General features: G+C 70.8%; 26 protein-coding genes. 16 read left to right on the forward strand and 10 right to left on the reverse strand.

Annotated features, from left to right (window positions below; genetic code table 11):
* The first annotated feature begins 52 nt into the window (after positions 1-52).
* The 4 genes from ABZX12_RS25095 (at position 53) to ABZX12_RS25110 (ending at position 3,615) form a co-directional block, all read left to right on the forward strand.
* Positions 53-697 (forward strand): ANTAR domain-containing protein, encoded by a 645-nt coding sequence (locus ABZX12_RS25095; protein WP_355696820.1) that lies wholly within the window; start codon positions 53-55, stop codon positions 695-697.
* Positions 698-948: 251 nt separating this feature from the next.
* Positions 949-1,341 (forward strand): STAS domain-containing protein, encoded by a 393-nt coding sequence (locus ABZX12_RS25100; protein WP_355696822.1) that lies wholly within the window; start codon positions 949-951, stop codon positions 1,339-1,341.
* Entirely contained in the window at positions 1,328-2,629 is a 1,302-nt protein-coding gene (locus ABZX12_RS25105; protein ID WP_355696824.1) for a SpoIIE family protein phosphatase, read from the forward strand. Before ABZX12_RS25100 ends, ABZX12_RS25105 begins: the two co-directional genes overlap by 14 nt.
* Positions 2,626-3,615 (forward strand): cobalamin-dependent protein, encoded by a 990-nt coding sequence (locus ABZX12_RS25110; protein WP_355696825.1) that lies wholly within the window; start codon positions 2,626-2,628, stop codon positions 3,613-3,615. The genes ABZX12_RS25105 and ABZX12_RS25110 overlap by 4 nt, the downstream gene beginning before the upstream one ends.
* A gap of 7 nt (positions 3,616-3,622) precedes the next feature.
* Here the strand turns inward: ABZX12_RS25110 and ABZX12_RS25115 are convergent, their stop codons facing one another.
* A complete protein-coding gene (locus tag ABZX12_RS25115) occupies positions 3,623-5,635 on the reverse strand; it encodes an MMPL family transporter (RefSeq protein WP_355696827.1) in 2,013 nt (670 codons plus the stop codon).
* A 95-nt stretch (positions 5,636-5,730) separates the two neighbouring features.
* Here ABZX12_RS25115 and ABZX12_RS25120 point away from each other — a divergent pair, with 95 nt between their 5' ends.
* Entirely contained in the window at positions 5,731-6,213 is a 483-nt protein-coding gene (locus ABZX12_RS25120; protein WP_355696829.1) for a MarR family winged helix-turn-helix transcriptional regulator, read from the forward strand.
* Between the two features lie 15 nt (positions 6,214-6,228).
* Here ABZX12_RS25120 and ABZX12_RS25125 read toward each other — a convergent pair whose 3' ends face one another.
* Positions 6,229-7,584, reverse strand: coding sequence for an NAD(P)/FAD-dependent oxidoreductase (locus ABZX12_RS25125; protein ID WP_355696831.1), 1,356 nt, complete (start codon positions 7,582-7,584; stop codon positions 6,229-6,231).
* A gap of 162 nt (positions 7,585-7,746) precedes the next feature.
* Between ABZX12_RS25125 and ABZX12_RS25130 the strand changes: the two genes are divergently transcribed.
* From ABZX12_RS25130 to ABZX12_RS25140, 3 genes are read left to right on the forward strand one after another with little or no spacing between them, the layout of a single operon-like run.
* Positions 7,747-8,352 (forward strand): muconolactone Delta-isomerase family protein, encoded by a 606-nt coding sequence (locus tag ABZX12_RS25130; protein WP_355696833.1) that lies wholly within the window; start codon positions 7,747-7,749, stop codon positions 8,350-8,352.
* Positions 8,349-9,833 (forward strand): DHA2 family efflux MFS transporter permease subunit, encoded by a 1,485-nt coding sequence (locus ABZX12_RS25135; RefSeq protein ID WP_355696835.1) that lies wholly within the window; start codon positions 8,349-8,351, stop codon positions 9,831-9,833. Before ABZX12_RS25130 ends, ABZX12_RS25135 begins: the two co-directional genes overlap by 4 nt.
* Before the next feature lie 21 nt (positions 9,834-9,854).
* The gene (locus tag ABZX12_RS25140) at positions 9,855-10,583 is read left to right on the forward strand and encodes an SDR family oxidoreductase (RefSeq protein ID WP_355696837.1); all 729 of its coding nucleotides are present in this window, start codon (positions 9,855-9,857) and stop codon (positions 10,581-10,583) included.
* A gap of 3 nt (positions 10,584-10,586) precedes the next feature.
* Here ABZX12_RS25140 and ABZX12_RS25145 read toward each other — a convergent pair whose 3' ends face one another.
* Positions 10,587-13,271 (reverse strand): AAA family ATPase, encoded by a 2,685-nt coding sequence (locus tag ABZX12_RS25145; protein WP_355696839.1) that lies wholly within the window; start codon positions 13,269-13,271, stop codon positions 10,587-10,589.
* Between the two features lie 302 nt (positions 13,272-13,573).
* Between ABZX12_RS25145 and ABZX12_RS25150 the strand changes: the two genes are divergently transcribed.
* Positions 13,574-14,161, forward strand: a complete 588-nt coding sequence (locus tag ABZX12_RS25150) for a hypothetical protein (RefSeq protein WP_355696841.1) — start codon at positions 13,574-13,576, stop codon at positions 14,159-14,161.
* A gap of 2 nt (positions 14,162-14,163) precedes the next feature.
* Here ABZX12_RS25150 and ABZX12_RS25155 read toward each other — a convergent pair whose 3' ends face one another.
* Positions 14,164-14,757, reverse strand: coding sequence for a TetR/AcrR family transcriptional regulator (locus tag ABZX12_RS25155; protein ID WP_355696843.1), 594 nt, complete (start codon positions 14,755-14,757; stop codon positions 14,164-14,166).
* Between the two features lie 84 nt (positions 14,758-14,841).
* On the opposite strand from ABZX12_RS25155, the gene ABZX12_RS25160 reads away from it, so the two are divergent.
* Both ABZX12_RS25160 and ABZX12_RS25165 read left to right on the forward strand, forming a co-directional pair.
* A complete protein-coding gene (locus ABZX12_RS25160) occupies positions 14,842-15,231 on the forward strand; it encodes a nuclear transport factor 2 family protein (protein ID WP_355696845.1) in 390 nt (129 codons plus the stop codon).
* Positions 15,228-15,650 carry a hypothetical protein gene (locus tag ABZX12_RS25165; protein ID WP_355696847.1) on the forward strand — a complete coding sequence of 141 codons (423 nt, stop codon included), beginning with the start codon at positions 15,228-15,230 and terminating at the stop codon, positions 15,648-15,650. The genes ABZX12_RS25160 and ABZX12_RS25165 overlap by 4 nt, the downstream gene beginning before the upstream one ends.
* 65 nt (positions 15,651-15,715) lie before the next feature.
* Here the strand turns inward: ABZX12_RS25165 and ABZX12_RS25170 are convergent, their stop codons facing one another.
* Positions 15,716-16,477: a GAF and ANTAR domain-containing protein gene (locus tag ABZX12_RS25170; protein ID WP_355696849.1), complete on the reverse strand. Its 762-nt coding sequence runs from the start codon at positions 16,475-16,477 to the stop codon at positions 15,716-15,718.
* A 138-nt stretch (positions 16,478-16,615) separates the two neighbouring features.
* Between ABZX12_RS25170 and ABZX12_RS25175 the strand changes: the two genes are divergently transcribed.
* The gene (locus ABZX12_RS25175; RefSeq protein ID WP_355696851.1) at positions 16,616-16,999 is read left to right on the forward strand and encodes a hypothetical protein; all 384 of its coding nucleotides are present in this window, start codon (positions 16,616-16,618) and stop codon (positions 16,997-16,999) included.
* A 266-nt stretch (positions 17,000-17,265) separates the two neighbouring features.
* Here the strand turns inward: ABZX12_RS25175 and ABZX12_RS25180 are convergent, their stop codons facing one another.
* The gene (locus ABZX12_RS25180) at positions 17,266-17,706 is read right to left on the reverse strand and encodes an Hsp20/alpha crystallin family protein (protein WP_355696853.1); all 441 of its coding nucleotides are present in this window, start codon (positions 17,704-17,706) and stop codon (positions 17,266-17,268) included.
* A 133-nt stretch (positions 17,707-17,839) separates the two neighbouring features.
* Here ABZX12_RS25180 and ABZX12_RS25185 point away from each other — a divergent pair, with 133 nt between their 5' ends.
* From ABZX12_RS25185 to ABZX12_RS25195, 3 genes are all read left to right on the forward strand, one after another.
* Positions 17,840-18,484 carry a hypothetical protein gene (locus ABZX12_RS25185; RefSeq protein ID WP_355696855.1) on the forward strand — a complete coding sequence of 215 codons (645 nt, stop codon included), beginning with the start codon at positions 17,840-17,842 and terminating at the stop codon, positions 18,482-18,484.
* Positions 18,481-18,813: a hypothetical protein gene (locus ABZX12_RS25190; protein ID WP_355696857.1), complete on the forward strand. Its 333-nt coding sequence runs from the start codon at positions 18,481-18,483 to the stop codon at positions 18,811-18,813. The genes ABZX12_RS25185 and ABZX12_RS25190 overlap by 4 nt, the downstream gene beginning before the upstream one ends.
* Positions 18,814-18,942: 129 nt before the next feature.
* On the forward strand, positions 18,943-19,146 hold the full coding sequence (locus ABZX12_RS25195) for a hypothetical protein (RefSeq protein ID WP_355696858.1): 204 nt from the start codon (positions 18,943-18,945) through the stop codon (positions 19,144-19,146).
* A 32-nt stretch (positions 19,147-19,178) separates the two neighbouring features.
* Here ABZX12_RS25195 and ABZX12_RS25200 read toward each other — a convergent pair whose 3' ends face one another.
* From ABZX12_RS25200 to ABZX12_RS25210, 3 genes are all read right to left on the reverse strand, one after another.
* On the reverse strand, positions 19,179-19,649 hold the full coding sequence (locus tag ABZX12_RS25200) for a CinA family protein (protein ID WP_355696860.1): 471 nt from the start codon (positions 19,647-19,649) through the stop codon (positions 19,179-19,181).
* Between the two features lie 43 nt (positions 19,650-19,692).
* On the reverse strand, positions 19,693-20,058 hold the full coding sequence (locus tag ABZX12_RS25205) for a TraR/DksA C4-type zinc finger protein (protein WP_355696862.1): 366 nt from the start codon (positions 20,056-20,058) through the stop codon (positions 19,693-19,695).
* 127 nt (positions 20,059-20,185) lie between these two features.
* Positions 20,186-21,127 carry a TIGR03560 family F420-dependent LLM class oxidoreductase gene (locus ABZX12_RS25210; RefSeq protein ID WP_355696864.1) on the reverse strand — a complete coding sequence of 314 codons (942 nt, stop codon included), beginning with the start codon at positions 21,125-21,127 and terminating at the stop codon, positions 20,186-20,188.
* 179 nt (positions 21,128-21,306) lie between these two features.
* On the opposite strand from ABZX12_RS25210, the gene ABZX12_RS25215 reads away from it, so the two are divergent.
* The gene (locus ABZX12_RS25215) at positions 21,307-21,528 is read left to right on the forward strand and encodes a hypothetical protein (RefSeq protein WP_355696866.1); all 222 of its coding nucleotides are present in this window, start codon (positions 21,307-21,309) and stop codon (positions 21,526-21,528) included.
* Between the two features lie 129 nt (positions 21,529-21,657).
* Here ABZX12_RS25215 and ABZX12_RS25220 read toward each other — a convergent pair whose 3' ends face one another.
* On the reverse strand, positions 21,658-21,984 hold the full coding sequence (locus tag ABZX12_RS25220) for a hypothetical protein (RefSeq protein ID WP_355696868.1): 327 nt from the start codon (positions 21,982-21,984) through the stop codon (positions 21,658-21,660).
* Between the last annotated feature and the right edge of the window lie 124 nt (positions 21,985-22,108).

Genomic DNA, 22,108 nt, shown 5'->3' on the forward strand with positions numbered 1-22,108 from the left:
ATCCGGAACCGGACCGGCGCCCGCCGGTCCACGTTGTCGATGGGGGAGTCCGTTGCGAACAGACGACGAGCAGCTCGCACGCCGTAAGGCGGCAGAACTCGCCGATGTGGCGTTGCGGCTCCAGTCCGCCCGGGACACGACCGACCTACTGACAGTGACAGCCGAGCTGGCGGCGGCGTTCTTCGGCTGCCCATCGGTCGGCGTCGGCACCCTCGGTCGGGACGCGGCGCTCCTCGACGTAGCCGGTCCGGCAGCCGATCTGCTCCGCGACGACGCGGCGGCGCCGGCCGGTGCCTTACGGCGTTCGCTCGAAGCGGGCGAGCCCGTGTCCGCCGACGTACGCAGCGATGCCGCCAGGCGCGTCACGCACGTCCCGTTGATCCCCGGCCGCGGGCGGGCCGTCGGTGTGCTGTCGCTGTACTGGCCCGGCACGGTCACCGACCTGACGTACGTCAGTCCGTTCTCGACCCATGTCGCGGTCGCCATGGAATCGCTGTGGTACCAGCACCGCTTGCACGCATCGATCGAGACGCACCGCCTGGTCAGCTCGAGCCTCGGGGTGCTGATGGAGCGTTACGGCATCGACAGCCGGGAGGCGTACGAGGTGCTGAGCGGGATCTCGCTGGAGTACAACGTGAAGCTGCCCGAGATCGCCCGCCGCGTCATCGAGGACCGCGACCTGCCGGTCTCCCGCTGACCCTGTTCTGCTCCCTGTTCCGCTCCCTGTCCGCTCCCTGTACATGGTCGTGAGCGGACAGTCGCGACTCCGGCGGCCGGCCGCCGGACGCAGGTGTGTCAGGTTGCCCGCGCCGGATGACGGTGATAGTTGTAGGCGAGGTCATCGGTTTAGCCAGCAGCCGAATAGTGGCCCGCGCCTTCGCGCGCGTTGAGCCGTTGGGTTGCCTGCGTCGTCTGTTGCCAGGTGCCCGGCAGGAAGCTGCTGCTGTCATGTTCGATGAAGGTGCCGAACTCGTCCTCGCTACGACCGATGCGGGGTCGTACGTGATGGTCCGGGTCGTGGGCGACCTCGACCTGGAGAGTGCGCCGATGCTCACCGCCGGCCTGAAGGCCCAGCTCGGACCACGCCCGATCGTGCTCGACCTGAGCGGGGTCGAGTTCATGGACTCCAGCGGACTCGGCGTCCTGGTCGGTGCGCACAAGGAAGCGGCGGCGCGGGGCGGGGCCCTGGTCCTGGCGGCGCCCAGCCCGCGGGTGCACAAGATCTTCAAGGTCACCAAGCTGCACAAGGTGTTCGCGGTCCACGAGACGCTCGACCAGGCGGTCGAAGCGGTCGTTTCACTGGTTCCGGCCGCTGGCTCGGTGACCGATGATCAAGGCTGAGGACACCACCGGCACCGGACACGCACCGGCGACGACGGGAGCCCGGCCCGAGCTCGCGGAGGATATCGCGCTGGCGATGGCCGGTTCGCTCAACCTGCGGCGCTCTGTCCTGCAGCTCCTCGACGGAGTGCGCCCCGAGGTCGCCGATTGGGCAGTGGTCGCGCTCGCCAGTCCGCAGGGCACCGGTCTCCAGCTGTTCGGGGGCAGCGACGTGACGGCCGAGCTGACCGTGTCGCGGCGGCGTGTGGCCGGCACGGCTCTCGGGCGCGTACTGGCGACCGGTATGCGGGAGCTCCTGCATGTCGCCGCGGGGGTCGAGGACGGCCTGTCCGCGCTGATCCCGCATTCGGTCCTGCGCCACGAGGCTGCGTCGCTGCGGCCGGCGGACGTGCTCGCCATCGGCCTGACCGCACGGGGCGTGACGCTGGGCGCGCTGATCATGGTGCGCGGGCAGGGCCGCGGATTCGGTCCGGGGGACATCGCACTGGCCGAGCGGATCGCCGCCCGGGCGTCGCTGGCGCTGGACTCCGCGCGGCTGTACGAACAGCGTGGCGAGATCGCCTCGGCGTTGCACGACAGCCTCGTCCCACCGCCGCTGCCGGACGTGCCCGGCGCCGTGCTCGGGGCGCGCTATCGGCCGGCTGCCGAGCACCTCGACATCGGCGGTGACTTCTACGACTTCTTCCGCGCGGGGGAGGACTGGCTCATCGCCCTGGGCGACGTCTGCGGCAAGGGTGTGAATGCCGCTGTCCTGACCGGCAGAGCACGTCAGAGCCTTCGGACCGCCGCGCATTTCGAGCGCGAGCCGGGCGCTCTGCTGGGCGCCCTGAGCGCGGTCTTCCACGACGACACGTCGGAGCGTTTCATCACACTGCTCTGCCTGCGCGTTCGCGCCGGAGAGAGTCCAGCGGCCGGGGAGCTGGTCGTGGAGGTCGCGTCCGCCGGCCACGCACCACCACTGCTCGTCCGTGCCGATGGCGAGGTCGAGGCCGTCGAGGCGGAAGGCGCCGTGCTGGGCGTCGTCGGCGATGCGCAGTACGTCGCGACCACTGTCCGGCTGGCGCCCGGCGATCAGCTGGTGCTGTACACCGACGGGGTCGAGGAGGCCCGCGGTGAGTCCGGTTTCTACGGCGACGACCGGCTGGTCGAGCTGCTGGGCCGGCTCGCCGGTGCCGCACCCGACGTGGTCTGCGCCGCCGTCGAACAGGACGTGGTCGAGCACCTCGCCGGTCGTGCCCATGACGACATCGCCGTGGTGTCGGTCGGCTGCGCGCGGACGACCGCATGAGCGCGACCGATCTCGGAGCGACCCTGACGGCGTTCCAGGACGCCGTGGCGAACGTCGACGTCACGAACGCGCTCGGCGTCGTGGATGCGGCGCTGGCGGACGGTGCGGACCCGATCGCGTTGCTGACCCAGGTCGTCGGTCCGGCCCAGCGCGTCGTCGGCGACAAGTGGCAGCGCGGGGAGTGGTCGGTGGCGGACGAGCATGCCGCGACCGCGGTGGCCATGTCCGCGACCGAGACGATCGCACGGGCGGTACGGCGTACGCCGGTGGTCCGGGGGCGGGTCGTCGTGGCGTGCGCCGAGCGCGAATGGCATGCGCTCGCGGCGATGATGATCGACTGCGCGCTGCGTTCCGACGGGTGGGAGACGACGCTGCTCGGCGCGTCGACGCCGGCGTTGCGGCTGAGTCAGTACCTGCAGGATCTCGGCCCGGACGCGGTGGCGGTCAGCTGCTCGGTCCTCGGCTCGCTGCCGACCACACGACGCTTCATCGAGGCGTCCCGAGCCGCTGGGATCCCGGTGCTGGTCGGCGGGCCGGCGTTCGGGACGGACGACCTGCGGGCCACCAGCCTCGGGGCGACCGCCTGGGCCGCCGACGCGGCCCACGCGATCGAGGTCATCCGGACCATGCCCGCCGTGGTGCCGAGGGCCGAACCGCTGCCCGAGGCCGCGGCCTCCGAACAGGCCGCGCTCGAGCTGGCGCACGCGGCCCTGGTCGCCGGCCTGATGTCCAGGTGGCCGGGACCGGAGTGCGATCTGGACCCGGATCTGGTCAAGGACTCGATCGAGCAGTTGCTGCACGCGGTCTGGGCCGCGCTGCTGACCACTGACCCGCGTCCGATCTCACAGACCGCGGGCTGGGTCACGGCACTGCTCGAGTTCCGTGGCCTGCCACCGGCCCTGGCGACCGGCCTCCGGGACGAACTGACCCGCGCGCTGCGCGACTATCCGCTCGCGAGCTTCCTGTTCGCGACGTCGTGGACCTGAGCGCCGCTCATGATGTTGCCGTAGGCACCTTTTGTCCGGACCTGCTCGGCCACCAGAACCGGTCGCCGAGCAGGAAGGCCAGCGCCGGGACGACGACGGTGCGGACGAGCAGGGTGTCGAGCAGGACGCCGACACAGACGATCACCCCGACCTGGGTGAGCGTGATCAGCGGGAGCACGCCGAGCACCGCGAAGACGGACGCCAGCAGCAGCCCGGCGCTGGTGATGACGCCGCCCGTCACCCGGAGCGCGGTCAGCATACCTTCCCGGGTGCTCGTGGTCCGCGCCTCCTCGCGTGCCCGCGTGGTCAGGAAGATGTTGTAGTCGACGCCGAGCGCCACGAGGAACAGGAACGACAGCAAGATGACCTGTCCGTCGAGGGCCGGGAACCCCAGGAGATGGTCGAACAGCAGCCAGCTGGCCCCGAAGCTCGCGAAGAACGAGGCGATGACGGTCAGCAGCAACAGCACGGGCGCCAGCACGGACCGCAGGACGGCGACCAGGACCGCTCCCACCAGCAGCAGGATCAGCGGCATGATCAGCAGCCGGTCGCGCTGATCGGCCTCGTTCGAGTCGAGGGTCTCCGCCGCGCCGCCGCCGACCAGGACGTCCGGCCCGACCTGGTCGAGCCGTTCGCGCAGATCCCGGACCACGGCGAAGGACTCGGTGCTTCCCGGCTCCGCGGTCAGCACCACGTCGTACGAGGCCAGTTGGTCGTTGCGGGCGCCCGGCCGGACCTCGGCGACACCGGGTGCGTCCTTGATCGATGCCGCCACCGCGGAGGCCTGCTGCGCGGGACCGATCACCGTCAGCGGCTCCGTGGAGCCGGCCGGGAACGCCTCCGCCAGGATCTTCGCGCCGCGCACCGCCTCCGGCTCGACCCGGAACTGCTCGTTCTGCGCGAGACCGGTACGGACGCCGAACGTGCCGAGCGCGAGCCCTGCGAGAACCAGCGTGGACAGCACGAGCACCACCGCCGGCCGGCGCGCGACCACCGCCCCGAGGCGACCCCACAGCTTGCCCTCGGTCGCTGGGTCACCCACCCGCGGCACGAACGGCCAGAACACCTTCCGTCCGAACAGCACCAGGACCGCGGGCAGGACGACGAGCCCGGCGACCATCGCGAGGGCGATACCGATGATGCATCCGATCGCGATCCCGACCAGCGTCTCGGTGCTGGCGAGCAACAGCAGAGCGAGTGCGGCGATGACGGTGCCGCCGCTGGCCAGGATCGGTTCGGCGACCCGGCGTACGGCGAGGGCCATCGCGTAGCCCGGTCGCTCCTCGTGCCGGAGGATCTCGCGGTACCGCGCGATCAGGAGCAGTGCGTAGTCCGTGGCGGCGCCGAAGACCAGGACGCTGACGATTCCGGTGACCTGCCCGCCGCCGGGAATCCCGAGGCGTGACAGGACCTGGTCGGACAGGCTGGTCGTGACCTGCTCGGTGAGCCCGACGACGATCAGCGGAAGAAGCACCAGACCGGGACTGCGATAAGTCAGCAGGAGCAGCAGCGCGACCACCGCGGCGGTGACGATGATCAGCTTGGTGTCGGCGCCGTCGAAGACCTTGGTGAGGTCGGTGGTGAAGGCGGCAGGACCGGTGACAGCGGTTTCCAGGCCGGACGGCAGATCGCGCAGCTTCTCGCGCAACTGGTCGACGGCCGTGGCGATCGCCGCGTCGTCGCGCTCCGACAGGGGGAGTACGGCGAGTGCGACGCGCCCGTTCTCCGGGACCTGCACCGGCGCCCGCACGCCCACCGAGGCGGCCTTGGCCTGCGCCGCGGACCGGTCGGCGGCGGTCAGCGAGCCGCCGTCGGACCGGCTGAACACGATCAGCGCGGCGGAACCGTCGGCCTGGGGGAGCTGCGCGCGCAGCTGCTCGACCTGCGCGGACTCGGCCGCGGTCGACAGACCGGTCGCGGATCTCGGCGCTGCCTCGCCCGGGCTGGGCAGCAGCAACGCCGCGGCCGACAGCAGGACGGCGACGAGGACGACGAAGGCGGCCGTGCGCCGACTGCGCACCAACCGGGCCGGACCTGGCACAGTGACTCCCAACGAGGCCTAGAAAACTCGATCATCAAGTATCTTGATTTCCAAGACATTAGGAGGTGGAGGTGGTGGAGCGCAAGTCCCGGTCCTCGCAGGACGACCTCGTCGGCCTGGTGCAGATGCTCGTCGCCGAGGGGCAGCGGATCGCGCACGTGTTCGCCCAGCGGCACGGCGTCCACGGCACCGACGTCGAGGCGCTGGTGCGGATCCTCGTCGCCGGTGAGCGCGGCCGGCCGCTGACGGCCGGTCAGTTGGCCGCCGAACTGGGACTGACGACCGGGTCCGTGACGACCCTGCTCGACCGGCTCGAACGTGCCGGTCACGTCCAGCGGGAACGCGATCCGGCCGACCGGCGCCGGGTGATCCTGCGGTACGGCGAGCCCGGCCGCGAACTCGCCGGCCGCTTCTTCGGGCCGCTCGGAGCGCATCACCGCGCGGCCACCGGTGAGTTCACTCCCGCCGAACTCGAGGTCGTCAAGCGCTATCTGACGGCGTCCATCGACGCCTTCCGCTCGTACCGCTCGGAGCTGAGCGAGCAGCCGAAACGCTGAGGTGTGAGCCGGCGGTCAGCGTGCGGTGACCTGGGCCTCCAGGTCGCGCAGCGCCTGGAGAAAGGCTTCGGAGAACGTCGGGAACGGCTGGATGACGTCGAGCATGACCGACAGCGGGACCTGTGCGCGGATCGCCAGCGTGGCTTGTTGCAGCCACTCGCCGGCTTCCGGACCGACGGCGTACGCGCCGGTGATCAGGGTTCCGTCCGAGACCAGCGTCAGGAAACCGGGCTGGGTGTCGTACGAGCGGAGGTACGTCGCGGTGCGCGGCACACCGGACAGTTGCACGGTGGCCACGAACGCGCCGTCCGCGGCGCCCACCGACGCCGCCTGCGGGTAGCAGTACACGACCCGCGGCACCGCTTCGTAGTTCGCCGTCCGGGGCCTGCCGAGAATGTTGCTTGCGGCAACGCGTCCCTGGTATTCGCCGACGTGCGTCAGTTGCCACAGGCCGGTGACGTCGCCGATCGCCCAGATGCCGGGCGCTGCCTGCAGTGTGTCGTCGACCGGGACGCCGCGCGGGTCGGGATCGATGCCGACGGTCTGCAGCCCGATGCCGTCGACCCGGGGCCGGCGGCCGGTCGCGACCAGGATCCGGTCACCCGTCACCTGCGTCGCGTCGCTCAGGTCGACCACGTACGTCGATCCCGCGAGCGCGACGCGCTCCGCGCCGGTGCCGACCCGGACGTCCACGCCGTCCGCGGCGAGTGTGGTCGCGACCGCTTCGCCGACTGCCCGCGGTTCGCGGGGGAGCAGGTGCTCGCCGCGCTCGAGCAGGGTCACGGTCGCGCCCATCCGGGCCAGTGCCTGACTCATCTCGACCCCGGTGGCTCCGCCGCCCAGGACGATCAGCCGGTCCGGGACCTCGACCAGTCCGGTGACGTCGCGGTTCGTCCACACGCCGGGCAGGTCCTGGAGTCCGGCGACCGGCGGGATCACCGGGTCGGCGCCGGTCGCGACGACGATCGCCTCCGCGGTGCAGGTCCGGTCGTCCACCGCGACGGTGTGCGGACCCGCCAGCCGGCCGTGACCGCGCAGGACCTCGATCCCGGCGCCCTTGGCCCACGAGACCTGACCGGCGTCGTCGTACCCGGAGACCATGAAGTCCCGCCAGCCGAGGGCCGCGGAGACGTCGAGCGAGCCGGTGACGGCTTCCCGGGCGCCGGGCGCGTCGAGCGCCTCGGCCAGCGCCTCGCCGGGGCGCAGCAAGGTCTTCGACGGGATACAGGCCCAGTACGAGCACTCGCCGCCGAGCAGTTCACGCTCCACGACGGCGACGCGCGCGCCGCCCTTGGCCAACGTCGCGGCACAGTGCTCGCCCGGTGCCCCGGCGCCGAGCACGATCACGTCGTACTCGTGCTTGCTGTCCATCGCGCACTCCCTTCGGTTGCGTTCAGGGTGGCGCGGACCAGGTGGCCGCCGGGCCAGTGACTGTCCCTGGTTTCCGCCGACCAGGGACCGTCACTGGTGTCGCCGCGGCCGGGTGCGGCGGATCGTGGGACCCCGGGAGCATTCACGAGCCGGAGGCTGGAGATGGAATTTCTCGTCACGATGACGACCCGGGTGCCGGACGGCGTCACCGAGGCCGAGGTCGCCGAGGTGCGCGCCCGGGAGGCTGCCCGTTCCGCGGAACTGGCCGGTCAAGGCCACCTCAAACGTTTGTGGCGTCCGCCGCCGGCACCCGGTCAGTGGCGAACGCTCGGCCTGTTCGTGGCGGACGACGCCGCGGCGCTGGAGGTCGTCCTGGCCTCGATGCCGTTGCGGATCTGGCGGACCGACGAGGTGATCGAGCTGTGCGCCCACCCCAACGATCCGGGGCCTGGTCGGATCGCGCTCGATCCGGGCGCCGGGGAGTTCTTCACGACCTTCGTGCTGGCTGTCCCGTCCGGAGCGACCGCCGCCGACCTCGACGACATGACTGCGCGCGAAGTGCGGCGGACGCGGGAGCTCGCGGCGGCGGGACAGCTGATCCGGTTGTGGCGTCTTCCGGGTGACGGGCGCAACCTCGGCCATTGGCAGACTGCAGACGCCGAGCTGCTCCGGAAGATCGTCGACGGACTGCCGATGGCGCCCTGGCTCTCGGTCGACACGCTGCCGCTGAGCCGGCACCCGAGCGATCCCGGAGCGGTCGCGCGATGACGACGCGGAACGAGCCCGCGGCCGGCGGGGCGTCGTACGCCGGGATCGCGATCCGTGGTCGGGCCGGGGCCCTGCTGGTGGCGGCAACGGTGCTGGCCTCGATGGTCGGCTTCATCGACGCCTACATGATCAACGTCGCGATCCCCGCGATCGGCCGCGACCTCGGGACCGGTGTGACCGGGCTGCAATGGGTCCTGACCGGCTACCTGGTGACGGTCGCGTCGATGCTTCTGCTGGCCGGCGCGCTGGCCGATCACTTCGGCTGGCGCCGGCTCCTGATGATCGGCCTCGGCGTCATGCTGATCGCGTCGCTGTGCTGCGCGGCTGCTCCGAACACCGCGGCACTGATCGCGGCGCGAGTCGTGCAGGGAGCGGGCGGAGCGATGGTCGTGCCCAGCAGCCTGGCCTTGCTCAACGGCACCTTGCGGCCGGCGGACCGCGCCAAGGGGATCGGCATCTGGGCAGGGTTGTCGACCCTCGGTACGACGCTCGGGCCGTACGGCGGAGGTTGGCTGATCGACCACGCCTCCTGGCGGTACGTGTTCCTGCTGAACGTTCCGCTGATAGCCGCGGCCCTCTGGGTGCTGCGCGGCGTACCGGAAGTCAGCCGCCCGCGTCGAGAGCTGTCTGTCGACCTCCTCGGCGCTCTGCTCACCGTCGTCGGACTGGGCGGCGTGATCTACGCGCTGACAGCAGGACCGTCCGACGGCTGGGGAAGCGCGACAGTGCTGGTCCCGGGCGGCGTCGGTGTGGTCTGTCTCGCCGCCCTGGTCCCGGTGGAGCAACGACAGGCAGCGCCCATGCTGCGTACGGCGCTCTTCCGGATCCGCCAGTTCGTCGCCATCAACGCCGCGACCGTCCTGTTCTACGGCGCACTGTCCGCCGCGAGCTACCTCGTCGTCCTGCAATGCCAGTTGCAGCTGGGGTACAGCGCAACCGAGGCGGGTGCGGCGCTGATCCCGGAGTCGGCGGTGTTCTTGCTCGTCTCGCCGTTCGCCGGCGCTCTGGTGGCCCGGGTCGGCGTCCGCTGGCCGATGGCCGTCGGCATCCTGATCGTGGCCGGCGGATTCGCGTGGTTGTCGGCAGCGAGCCCGGGCGACAGCTACCTGAGCGCAATCCTGCCGGGCGCGCTGTTGTGGGGGCTCGGCATCGGGCTGACGGTCGCGCCGCTGACGGCCGGCGTCCTGGCTGCTGTCGACGACGCCGACCTCGGTGAGGCGTCGGCGATCAACGACGCCGCCTCCCGGGTCGGGGGCGTGGTACTGATCGCGCTCGTTCCCGCGCTGCTGGGCGTCGGCGGGTCGGACGACCTGGTCGAGCCGCTCGGGCACCGGTACCAGACGGCGATGCTGGTGATGGCCGCCCTCAGCGTGGTCGCCGCGGTGATCACCCTCGGGTACGTCGCCCGCGGCCGCCCGCCCGCCACCCAGCTGCCGGCGACGCCGCGGGTGCACGGCTGTGCCGTCCCGGTGTCCACCTGACCTGAGGAAAGGGAGAACACGATGAACGGCAGTCTCGACGGGCAGCGTGTGGTCGTGATCGGCGGCAGCTCGGGAATCGGGCTGGCGACGGCCCACCAGGCTCGCAGTGCCGGCGCCCGGGTCGTCGTCACCGGACGGAATCCCGAGCGGCTCGCCGCGGCCGCCGCCGAGGTCGGCGCGGAGAGCGCGCCGATTCTGGACCTGGGCGATCCGGACCGTCTCGCGCAGGTCTTCGCCGACCTGCCCGCGGACCTCGATCACGTCCTGGTCAGCGGCGGCGGGCCGTTCTACGCACCGATCGCCGAGCTGGACTTCGACTGGGCGCTACGGGTGTTCGACGAGGATCTGGTCGGAGCCCTCCGCATCGCGCGGTTGTGCATCGGAAGGGTCCGGGCCGGCGGCTCGCTCACCTTCATCAGCGGTACCGGTGCGCGCCGGCCCGGCATCGGCCTGAGTGTCGCCGCGATCGGGACCGTCGCATTGCAGGCGATCGCCGCCAACGCCGCGCTCGAGCTCGCCCCGATCCGGGTGAACGCGGTCGCCGCCGGATTCGTCGACACGCCGCTGTCGGCGCGGCTGCTCGGCGACCAGCTCGAGGACCGCCGGGCGGACCTGCGGGCCACCCTGCCGATCCGGCGGGTGGTCGGCCCGGACGATGTCGCCGCGCTGATCCTGCACCTGATGACGAACACGGCCCTGACCGGCGCGACGTACGACGTCGACGGCGGTCAGCAGCTGCTGCGGCACTAGGTCCTAACCGGCGGCCTCGCTGACCGCGTCCGGCAAGGCGTCGCGCAGCTGTCGGCGCGAGCTGATGGCGAGCTTGTCGAAGATCTTGCGGAGGTGCCATTCGACGGTGCGAGGGCTCAGGAAGAGTCTGCTGCCCACCTCGGGGTTCGACAGGCCGTCGCGGACCAGCAACGCGATCTGGAGTTCCTGCGGCGTGAGTTCGTCACTCGTGGCCGCTCCGTTCGTCCGGCGGCGGACCGTCTCCCCGGTCGCCTGCAACTCGCGGCGCGCCCGCTCGGCGAACGCGGCCATGCCGATCGACGCGAACAAGTCGTACGCCGCACGCAGCTCGGCCCGCGCTTCCCCGCGGCGCGTGCGGCGACGCAGCCACTCGCCGTACAGCAGATGTGCCCGTGCCAGGTCGGGGCGCAGCCTGGTCCCGGTGAGGTGTTCGATCGCCTCGAGGTATGCACCCTCCGCGGTCGGGCCGTCGTCCAGCAGACCGCGCGCGCGTGCCTCGATACCGAGGCCCCAGCGTTCCTCGGTGTCCAGGGTCTTGTCCTGCAACAGACCGAGTGCGGCGGCAGCCTCGCGCGGGCGTCCGCTGCGCACAGCCGCCTCGATCTGCTCGCTCAGCGCCCACGACGACACGAACAGCTCAGGTGTGTCCTCGCTGGCGGCGACGGCCCACGGCAACGCTTCGCCGTGACGGCCGAGGCCGTTCAGTACGACGGACCGCGCCCAGCGCGCGTACTGCGCCGCCGTACCCTGCCCTCCGGCGATCGCGCTCTCGATGGTCTCGTCGATCAGCGGGAACGCCTCGTCCGGGAGCCCGCGCAGGGCAGCCAGCACCAACCCGCCGTACGGCAGGACGTGCGCGCCGGTCGCCTCGCGGACCGCGTCGGCCTCGGCCCGCAGCGAGGTCGCCTCGGCGAAGTCGCCGGCCAGCGCGGCGACCTGGCCGAGCACGTTGACACCGACCGCCAGGACCGCGAGCGCACCGGCGCCGCGCGCAACCTCCACCTGCCGGGATGCGGTCGACAAGCACGCCTCGAAATCCCATGCGGTCGCCGCGGCAGCGGTACCCAGCCATCCCCAGCGCAGCACCTCCTCGACCGAGGCACCCTGATCACCGAACGCGCGGGCAGCCTGTTTGAGCAGCGGCACGGCACGAGGACGGCCCTCGGCGAACAGCAACGCGAACCCGTCCAGCAGCACGTCGGAGCTGCGGCCGGGGGTCTCGGGCCGGGGCGCCGCCTCGGCCGCCGCCGAGACGTCGCGCAGACTCGGGTCCGTGGCCAGCTGACCGGCGAACAGAGCCGCACTCCAGGCGTCGAGATACGTGTCGCGAGCGAGCCGTACGTCGAGCGGCTCGAGCGTCTTGGCCGCGCGCAGGAGCAGGCCGGGCGCGTCCCCGCCGCGTTGCTGCGCGTACGCCGCCTCGGCGCGGAGCAGATCGATCCGTGCCCGGCCCAGACCGTCGAGCATCCCGGCCTCGGCCGTCGCCAGCAGCGCCCAGGCGGTCCCGAACGCGCCGGCCTGCAGACTGGCCTGAGCGCCGGCCAGCGCGCGCTCGGTCCGGCGGGCGGGGTCGCGGGTCAGCGCGACCGCCCGCTGCAGGAAGGCAGCGGCGGCGGCGAAACCGCCCCGAGCCTGCGCGCGGCCCGCCGACCGTTCCAGCTCGAGCGCGACGTCCTCGTCAGGTCCGGTCGCGGCGGCGGCCAGATGCCAGGCGCGCCGGTCGGGGTCGGTCTCCGGGTCCGTCGCTCCGGCCAGCGCCAGATGGACCGCTTGCCGCTCCGTCTCGGACGCCGACCCGTACAGCGCCGACCGGACCAGCGGATGACGGAACGTCACCCGCTCACCCAGGCTCATCAGCCCGTCGATCTCGGCGAACGCCGCCTCGATCCCGAGCTGGTCGGCTGCCCGGCGGACGAGCACCGGATCGCCGATCGGCTCGGCCGCCGCGACCAGCAGGAGCCGACGGGTCGGCGCGGGCAGGGTGTCGGCCTGCCGCAGGAAGCTCTGCTCGATGCGGCCGGGCAGCTCCTGGCCGCCGAGCAGGCCGAACCCGGCCGCGAGCTGCGTCGCGGTCAGGCCGCGCGGCAGCTCGAGCAGGGCGAGCGGGTTGCCGCCGGTCTCGGCGACGATCCGCCGGCGCACCGGCTCGTCGAGCAGGAACTCGACGGCCGAACCGAGCAAGGCGTGGGCCTCGTCGGCCGGCAGCCCTTCGACCCGGAGCTCGGTGAGACCGTGCAGCTCGACACCGATCTCGCGGGCGCCGAACAGCAACCCGACCGCCTCGGCGCCGATCCGGCGGGCGACGAACCCGAGCACCTGCGCGGTCGCTGTGTCGAGCCATTGCACGTCGTCGACCACCACCAGGACCGGCCGTTCACCGGCCAGGTCGGAGATCAGGCTGAGCACCGCGAGCCCGACCATGAAGCGGTCCGGAGCGGGGCCCGGAGCCAGCCCGAACACAGTCGCGAGCGCCCGGCGCTGCGGCTCGGGGATCCGGTCCAGACGATCGAGGAGCGGCGCGCACAGCTGGTGGAGCGCCGCGAACGCCAGCTCCATCTCCGACTGGACGCCGACCGCCCGCAGCGTGCTGACGTCCGTCGCGGATTCGGCCGCGTAGGCCAGCAGGGCGGTCTTGCCGACGCCGGCCTCGCCGCGAACGACCAGCACCCGGCTCCTGCCGTTGCGCACGTCGGTCAGTAGCTGGTCGAGGACTGCCCGTTCCGCCCGCCGGCCGAGAAGCTGCGCAGGTTGCGTTCGCTCCGCCCCCAGATCGCGGAACCCGTCTCCACGTCCCAACCGTCCGCCGCCCTTTCGCGGTCCGCCCACGACGCGCCGAGTCCCTCCCGCCGCGGTCTGCCGAACCGCTCCAGCCTAAGACCGCGAAGCCGTTGCCGGAAGCAGCCCGCGACCGGCTGATCTGCTACCTGCGGGGGACCTGATCCCCTCGCGCGAGGGAGGTCCCGGCGCGGACGACTCGCGAGGATCCTGGTATGAACCTCACCAAGAAGCTCGTCGCCCTGACCGTTGTGGCTACCACCGCTGTGGCCGGGATCTCCACAGCGCAAGCCGCTCCCAAGGTGGCTCGTGTCACCGGTGCGGCCGACTTCATGTTGCCGTTCGCCCCGGACGACGACGTACGCCACTTCGCCTTCGACGCCACGGCCGCGCCGTACACCCGCCCGATTCCGGGCGCCCCGATCGGGCTGCCGACCGATGCGCGCGGCACCGTGGAGATCTCGCACTACGTCGCCGCCTGGAAGCAGACCATCCGCGCCGAGGGAACCGTGGACTGCCTGGTCACCGGGCCGGGCGTCGCTTCGCTCACCGCCAAGATCACGAGGGCCGACGAGCCGGTCAAGGAATGGGTCGGCAAGCGGCTCGGCTTCAGCGTCCTGGACAACGGCAAGCACGATCGCGTCGGACTGTCCTGGACGGTCGTCAACCTCACCCAGAACGCGTCCGGTCAAACCGAAGAGGCGCCGGTCGGCACCTGCATGGCACCGGTCCCGTTCGCGCCGGTGACGAAGGGCGACTACAAGGTCCGGCACGTCGAACTGCCGCCCCTGCCGCAAGGGTGACGTCAGCTCGGAGGCAGGCCCAGTACGCCGCGGACCGCGCGCATCGTCAGCTCTCGGTCGTGCGGCGGTCCGCTGACTGCGGCGGTGACGCCCTCGAGGGCGCCGAGGTACGCCGAGGCGAGTGCGCGCGGCGGCGGGCCGGCGGGGATCGAGCCGGTCCGCCGGCCGCGGGTGATCAGCTTGGCGATCGTGTCCTTCAAGGGCGTCATCAGTTCGGTGAGCGCCTTCGTGACGGCGTGGTCGCGGCCGGCGAACTCCACCCGCAGGCTCATCAGCACCGCGGCGACGTCGCGCCGGCAGTAGATCGCGTGCGCCTGCGCCGTCCACAGCAGCCGCTCGGCCGGGTCGGCGATCGCCTCCGCGGGGTCGCCGACCTCGGCACGCCAGGTGCGAGACACCCAGTCGATGACGGCGAGTGCGAGCTCCTCCTTGTTCGCGAACTGGTGGTACAGCGCGCCGCGGGTGTATCCCGCCTCGCGGGCGATGTCGTCGAGCCGCACGTTCCCGTAGCCGTACGTCGAGAAACCTCTCGCCGCGGCCTCGAGCAGCTTGTTCCGGGTCAGCTCGATCCGCTCCGCCTGCGTCCGCCGTTTCACACCATCATCATACATTCACGCATGTATGTATGTGTGAGACAGCTCGCGTTGCCGGGAGGTCGCGGCGGGCGTAGCTTCCAGACCATGAGCGATGATTCCGGACAGCCCGCCGTACGGAAGTTCTACGACAGCCTGGCCGCACACGACCTGGCTGCCCTGCGCGAGGCCATTCACGAGGACTTCGTCCTCACTCTGAGCCCCGGCCTGCCGCTGCCGGTCGACCGCGAGTTCCGCGGCCGCGAGTCCGCGGTGCGCAACGTCTGGGGCCGGCCGGCGGACGACGTCGAGCTGCACTGCGAACCGGACCGGCTGCTTCCGGTCGCGCCGAACGAGTTCGTTGTCCTGGGCCACTATCGCGGCGACGGCTGGCAGGCGCCGTTCGCGCACATCCTGACCACGAAGGACGGCCGGCTCGTGTCTCTGCGGCAGATCACCGACACCCGCTGCTGGCCCGAGCTGATGGCGGCCTCATGAACGCGACCGCGTTCCGGGTCGGCGCCGTCACCTGGACCGTCACCGGCGTCGGCCAAACCGTCCTGAGCTTCTTCCTGCCCAGCGACCCGGAGCTGGACGCCGTGCTGCGGACGAGCCAGTTCGAGATCGGCCCGCTGCAGCTCAACGCCGAGTCCCTGCACCGCGGCGTCAGCCTCGTCATGGGCCTGGCGGTGATCGTCGTGGGCGCCCTGTTGTGGATGATCGCCGACACACTCCGAACCGCCCCGGATCGCCTCCGCCCGTACGGGATCGTCGCGTTGGTCGCAACGCTGCCGGCCCTGGCGATCGCCGCACTGTGGGTTCCCGGCCCGCCCCTCGTAACCTTCTCCGTCGCCACCATCGCCTTCTGCGCCGCCCTGTTCACCAAGTCGCGAACTCGCGCGACGGCTACGCACTGACCGCGCGCGATCGGTTGTGCGGCCCTGCCATCGGGCGCTCCGGCACAGAGCCCGGCGGACTCTCGTCAGCGGGGGAGTTTGCGGGTGTCGACGAGCTCCTGGGCGACGTCGCGGAGCTTGCGGTTGTTGTCCTGGGAGTAGCGCCGCAGGACCTCGAACGCTCGCTCGTCGTCGAGGTCGAAGCGTTCCATCAGGATGCCCATCGCCTGGCCGACCAGCTTCCGGGCGTCGACCGCGGCGGCGAGGTTGACCTCGTTGCGGGCGCTCGCGACGGCGACCGAGGCGTGCCGGGCGAGGATCTCGGCGATCGCCTCCTCGTCGGGTCCGAATCCACCCGGCTGGGTCGAGTACAGACCGAGCACGCCGACGACGGAATTTCCGGTGTGCAGCGGGACGTCGAGGACGCTTCGCACGCCGAGCTCGAGGACCTTCGCGGACCAATCCGGCCAGCGATCGTCGGTTTCGGCGTCTTCGACGCGCACGACGCAGTGGTCGCGCATCGACTCGATGAGCGGGCCCTGCCCGCCGTCCACCTGCAGCTTGTAGATCTCGGCCACGAGCGGATCGGTCACCGCCGGGATCTCCAGCCGGCGGGGGCGGCCCGAGATCAGCGCGACTCCGGCGTGGGAACAGCTCAGCGCCTGTAAGGCGAACTCGACCACGGCCTCGACGGTCTCTTCGATCCCGCCGGAGTCGTGCAGGTCGAGGGCGAGCTGAGCGAACCGGTCGGCCGAGGTGAGTTCGCGCGACCTGATCTGAGGCGCGCCGTCGGTCTGGCGACGGGGATGGCCGGCCAGATGACCTTGGTGTAGCGCGGCTGTGCTCATAGCGTCAAGATAGCTTGACGGTGAACCTGCGTCAAGATAGCTTGACGCCATGGGTTGGCGCTGCGGTGGGCGTCAAGATATCTTGACAAGATGGGTAGTGACATGGCACAGCCTCCGTTGGCCGCGGACGACAGGGGTATGGAGGAGCTGCTCGACGTGCTACGCCTCAACGACCAGCGCGAGTCGTACCAGCGACGCATCGAAGAAGCCGCGGGTGCCGGCCAGCCCGTCACGTCGCTCGTGAAGGCGTTGGGAAACCTGCCGGGTTTGACCGGATTGGAAGCGCTTCGCGCCAGCCGGCGGTTGGTCGAGCTCCTCACCGGCGCGCGCTGGCACATGATCCGGCAGGCTCGGGAAGAGGGGTCCAGCTGGAGTCAGGTCGGCAGCGCGCTGGGAATGAGCAAGCAAGCGGCGTACGACTTCTACCGCCGCAAGCTCGACCAGCAGGACGCTTCGGCCGACCCTGAGGTGAACAGTTCGGCTCGTTCACGAGCGGCGCAGGGCGCGAACGCCAACGGCTGAGGATCCGGCCGCGGCAGGTGAGATGTGACGTGGCGACCTCGCCGGTGGGATGCCGTCCCGGTGGCCGCTGCACGTGTTCGCACGGTCCTGTCGGTGCCGCGGGCCGCCACGTCACGCACTCGGTTTGCTGTGGTGATGCCGTACTCGACTGGTTTCACTGGGTTGCGACGTCGGCGGTGCTCGCCGATCCGCTCAGCTGAACCACCGCCTTTCGGCCGTCCGCTCCGCGCGAACGGAGCTGTGGATGCTCACTGTCCGGATCCGGGTCAGGCGTTGATCTGCTTCTGGCTGTCGGCACCGGCGATCGCGATCCGCCGCGGCTTGGCCCGTTCGGCGATCGGGATCCGCAGGGTCAGGACGCCGGCGTCGTACTTCGCCTCGATCTTGTCGGTGTCCAGCGTCTCGCCGAGGAACAGCTGCCGGGAGAACACCCCGAGCGGCCGCTCGGCCACCTGCATCTCGACGCTGTCCGGAGCCTCCGGCGGACGCCGCTCCGCCTTCACCGTCAGCACGTTGCGCTCCACGTCCAGGTCGATCGCGTCCGGCGACACACCGGGAAGATCGAAGGCGATCACGTACTCCTCGCCCGAACGGTAGGCGTCCAGCGGGATCGGGTTCGGCCGCGACCAGGTCCCTTGGCTCCCCGCGCCGAAGACCTGCTGCGTCAGTCGGTCGAGCTCCCGGAACGGGTCTGTGCGCATCAACATCTGTCCTGCACCTCCTGATCGTCGATGGAACCGGTGGTGTCAACACGCACTCCTGTTCTAACATGTCATCGAAACGATGACAATATCCGTTGTCAGCATCTCGACGACGTACGTCGTCAGATCGGAGTAGCGGGTGACCAGCAGTGAAGACACGGGCGATCGACTCCGCGGACTCGAGCTGCTCGAGACACCCGGCGCGCTCGCGGACGCCGACGCCGAGCACCTGCTCGCCACCCTCACGACACTGCATCGCCTGCGCGCGTACTTCGACCAGTGGGAGCCCGTCCTCGTCGACGCCGCCCGCAACCGCGGCGCGACCTGGGCCGACATCGCGCCGACGCTCGGCCTCGCCAGTCGCCAGGCCGCCGAGCGGCGCTACCTACGGCTGAAACCCCATGCCGCCGACCAGCCGGGCACCACGCGCGAGCGGCGCGTCCAAGCTGCCCGTGACCGCCGCTCGGGTGATCGCGCTGTTGCGGGATGGGCCCGCGACAACGCCGCGGACCTGCGCCAGCTCGCCGGGCGGATCACCGCCCTGCCGTCCGACAGCACCAATCCGTCCGCTGCCGGCGCGGCGCCCGCGATCGACCGCCTCCGCGACGCGCTCGGCGGCAACGACCCTGCCGACCTGATCCAGCCGCTGGCCGCTGCCGGCCCCGAACTCCGCGCCACCCATCCGGGTCTGGCCGACCAGATCACCGCCATCACCGAGACGACCGACACCATCCGCACTGCCGACCTTGCCCGCCGCACCCCGCCAGGAGGCCCCGAGAAATGACCCACCTTCCCGTGCCGAGCCCCCGATCCGAGGAACGCACCACGAACCACGACCGCATCGAGACCCGCCGCGAAGCCGGATCCGAAGCCGGATACGAAGCTGGATACGGGGCTGGATACGGGGCCGGATACGGGGCCGGATACATCGAGACGTACTACGCCGACGGCGCGTGGTGTTCACGACGGTACGACAGCGACGTCCCGTTCGCCGCCGGGGACGAGGAGCTCGAGCAGATCGCCCTCGGCTCTCAGGTCGCCCGCTGGAACCGGCTGCCGCACATCGTCCGTGCGGCCGACGGCAGCATCAGCGAGACGATCCACGCGCAGTGACACCCGGCGGCCCGATCCGAGGCGCCGCACCCCTCGGTTCGGGTGGAAAAGGTTTGCGGGACGGGTTCTCCGGGAACCGGGGGAGCACCGTGCTCACTTGAGCGCGTCAACGGGTGGGAGGGTTCGATCGTGACTGTCGGCGGCGTGGACACCTATTACGACTACGACGAGCGGCAGTGGAAGTTCCGCCGGCTCGGTGGGGGACCGGTGCGCGAAAGCGCCCGTCGTCCCGCGACCCAGCGGGCTGCCGTGGTCGCCCAGGAGCCGGTTGCGCCGGCCGACGCCCCCGCCAAGCGGGCCGCACACCGCCACGCCGAGACCGGCAAAGGCTAGGCCCTGTCTGGTAATTCAGGGCCTAGAGGGAGTCAAGCCGCAACCAGGTCGTGGAGCATCTGTAGTGCGTCGAAGGTGGCCTGGGCAACCACTTGTGCGGGATCACCCGCGAACACGTTGTGACGGACTTGTTCCGTCGACGGGTAGTGGACAGCCGTGTACACGGTCCCGGCTGGATGCCCTTCGTCCGGCTCCGGGCCGCCCACGCCGGTGACCGCCACGGCGACGTCTGCTCCGAGGAGGCGGGCAACTCCACGGGCCAACTGGGCCGCGCAGCGCGGTGTCACCACCGGACCTGGATCGACGTCCAAGACCTTGAACTTGACGTCCGCGGCGTACGCCACGACTCCGCCGGCGAACCAGGAACTCGCCTCCGTCGCCGCCCCGAGCGCGCTGGCGACGGCGCCGCTGGTGAGTGACTCGGCGACGGCGACTCGCAGCCCGGCCGCGAGTGCCGCACGACCTATCCGCTCCGCGATCTCCGCGGTGTCCGCGTCAGGCATGGTCCTATCAGGCATGGTGACCCTGCGGTACCCGTCGGCATGCCTACCGGCCCACGGTCCTGGCGTCTCTCGCCTGGCGGTGCTCGCATCGCAGACAGAGCCTCACGGTCGGTATCGCTCGCAGCCGATGCAGCGGAAGCTTCTCCCCGCACCCCTCGCAGGCACCGAAGGTACCCGTGGCGAGGCGGGACAGCGCGGCGTCGATCTCTTCCAGCGCCCGTACCGCCCCGGCCTTCAGCACGGCCCGCACCTCCGCCACCGCCGGCGAGAAAGGCGTGGTCTCCTCGCGAGCCAGATCCATCAGTTGATCGAGCCGGAACTGACGTTCCTGACACAACTCCCAGCGGAACCAGTCCACATCCATCGCGGGCTCGCTGCGCCGTACCTCGGTCGATCGCTCCTGGCTCATCGACAGCCTCCTCGTACGAGGTGACAAACTCAGGCCGCTTTTTGACCGTCCGGAAGGAGATCGCTCCTCAGCGCTTCCGTGTTGTAACCACGCCTCTTGTACCCCGCCGGAACCCCGGTCAGTCGGATCAGAGCCCGACGATCTCGGCGAAGTCCCGGATCGCGCCGGGATCGGTCGACCGGTGGAACCCGACCACCAATTCGTCGACGCCTGCCTGCTCGTACGCCGCGACCCGTGCGCGGACGGTCTCCGGCGTGCCGTAGAGCAGGTACGACGCGAAGTCACCGGGATAGAACGCGCCCATGCTCGGGTGGAGTTGCGCCTGGGCCGCCTCGTCCGTGCCGGTCACCAGCGCGCCGGTCGTCGCAGTGACCTTGATCGAGCCGGCGTCCCGGCCGACGTCCGCGGCGTGCTTGCGCAGGATCTGCAGCTTGCGCTCGATGTCGGCCGGCGACGTCATCAGATTGCAGACGTCCGCGAACTCGGCGACGATCCGCAGCGTCACCTTCTCACCGCCGCCGGCGATCAGCAGCGGGATGCGCGGCGTCTGGACGCCCTTCGGCTGCACCATGGCGTTCTTCAGCGAGTAGAACTCGCCGGTGAAGTCGCTGACCTCGTCCGTCCACAGCGACTGGATCACCTGCACGGCCTCGCGCAGCTCGCGAAGTCGCCGGCCCGCACCGGGGAACTCGTACCCGAACGCGGCGTAGTCGGCCTCGTACCAGCCCGCGCCGATCCCGAAGGTCAGACGCCCACCGGAGAGGACGTCGAGTGTCGAGGCCATCTTCGCCTGGAGGGCCGGGTTCCGATAGCCGTTGCCGGTCACGAGCTGACCGACGCGGATCGTGGTGGTCGCCCGGGCCACCGCGGTCAGGAGCGTCCAGGCCTCGAACAGGTAGCGGTTCGACGGCGGGATGGTCTGCAGGTGATCTGGCAGCCAGACCTCCGCGAACCCGGCGGATTCGGCGGTCTGCGCCAGCCGGATGATCCGCTCGACCGCATCCACCGGATCGGTGAACGACGACAGATCACTGCCGAAGCCGGTGGGGAGAAACAGATTGAACTTCATCGTCAGGCTCCTGCTTCGTCTCGACCTGGCGCGCCGCGGCCAGGCTTCCGAGAGGTATTGACCGGACGAGTCCGCGAAAGGAATCGGTCTCCCGTCTGTGCATTTCAGAGGCCGCATAGGAGTTGGTGCGGTGGGCACCGGATCGGTGTCCTGGTGGTATCGGACGGTTGGAGGTTCTGATGCCTGGTAAGTCGGCGAATGTGAAGAACGAGAAGCAGTACGAGGCGCTCAAGGACAAGGGGATGTCCAAGGAGCGTGCGGCCAAGATTGCCAACTCGCCGAAGGCCAGTGAGCACGGCGGCAAGCAGAGCGGCAAGGGCGGCTCCAGCAGCCAGGGCGGCACCACGGCCCAGAAGAAGAAGGCCGGCCGCAAGGGCGGAAAAGCCGCCGCCAAGAAGTGACCCACGGACGCGCGACCTTGTTCTGACAGTGATCGGGTAGGCGGCTTTCGCCTGCCGCACCTTGCGCCAGGTCCGGCGCGGCAGGCGAAAGCCAGTCTCGGACCCCGTACGGCCGTTACGGCAGTGGAGTCAGCGGTCAGATGTCAGGAAGTCGGGTGCTGCGCCGCTCAGGAGCGCGTCCGACCCGAGCCACGCGGCCGTCTCGAGGGGATGCCGGCGTTCGATCTCGGTGAGGAGATACTGCCGTGCCTCGGCGGCCGTCGCGGTGTGCTCGGCGCGCAGAGCACGGACAAGCTCCGCTCCAATGGCACGCCAGACCGAATAGAGCTCGGCGTCGGACCAGTCGGCGAGCCGCGCCGGCGCCTGCAACCCGGGAGCGGCCGTCGCGGGCTTCGGCCCCCGGAGGAGTCGTGAGACCGCCGCCAGGACCGTCCGGATGGATCGGTGTGGCGCCATCGTCAGGTCGGGCGTGGTTCGGTCATCATGCGTTCCCTTCGAGCGGTCGTCACCTGTCTAGCGCGCCGGCCGGTCACGGTGCGGCTCAGGTCGCGGAACGTCACGTGATCTCAAAGTTCTCTCA

The sequence above is a fragment of the Kribbella sp. NPDC003505 genome (genome assembly GCF_040610875.1).
GTDB lineage: Bacteria > Actinomycetota > Actinomycetes > Propionibacteriales > Kribbellaceae > Kribbella.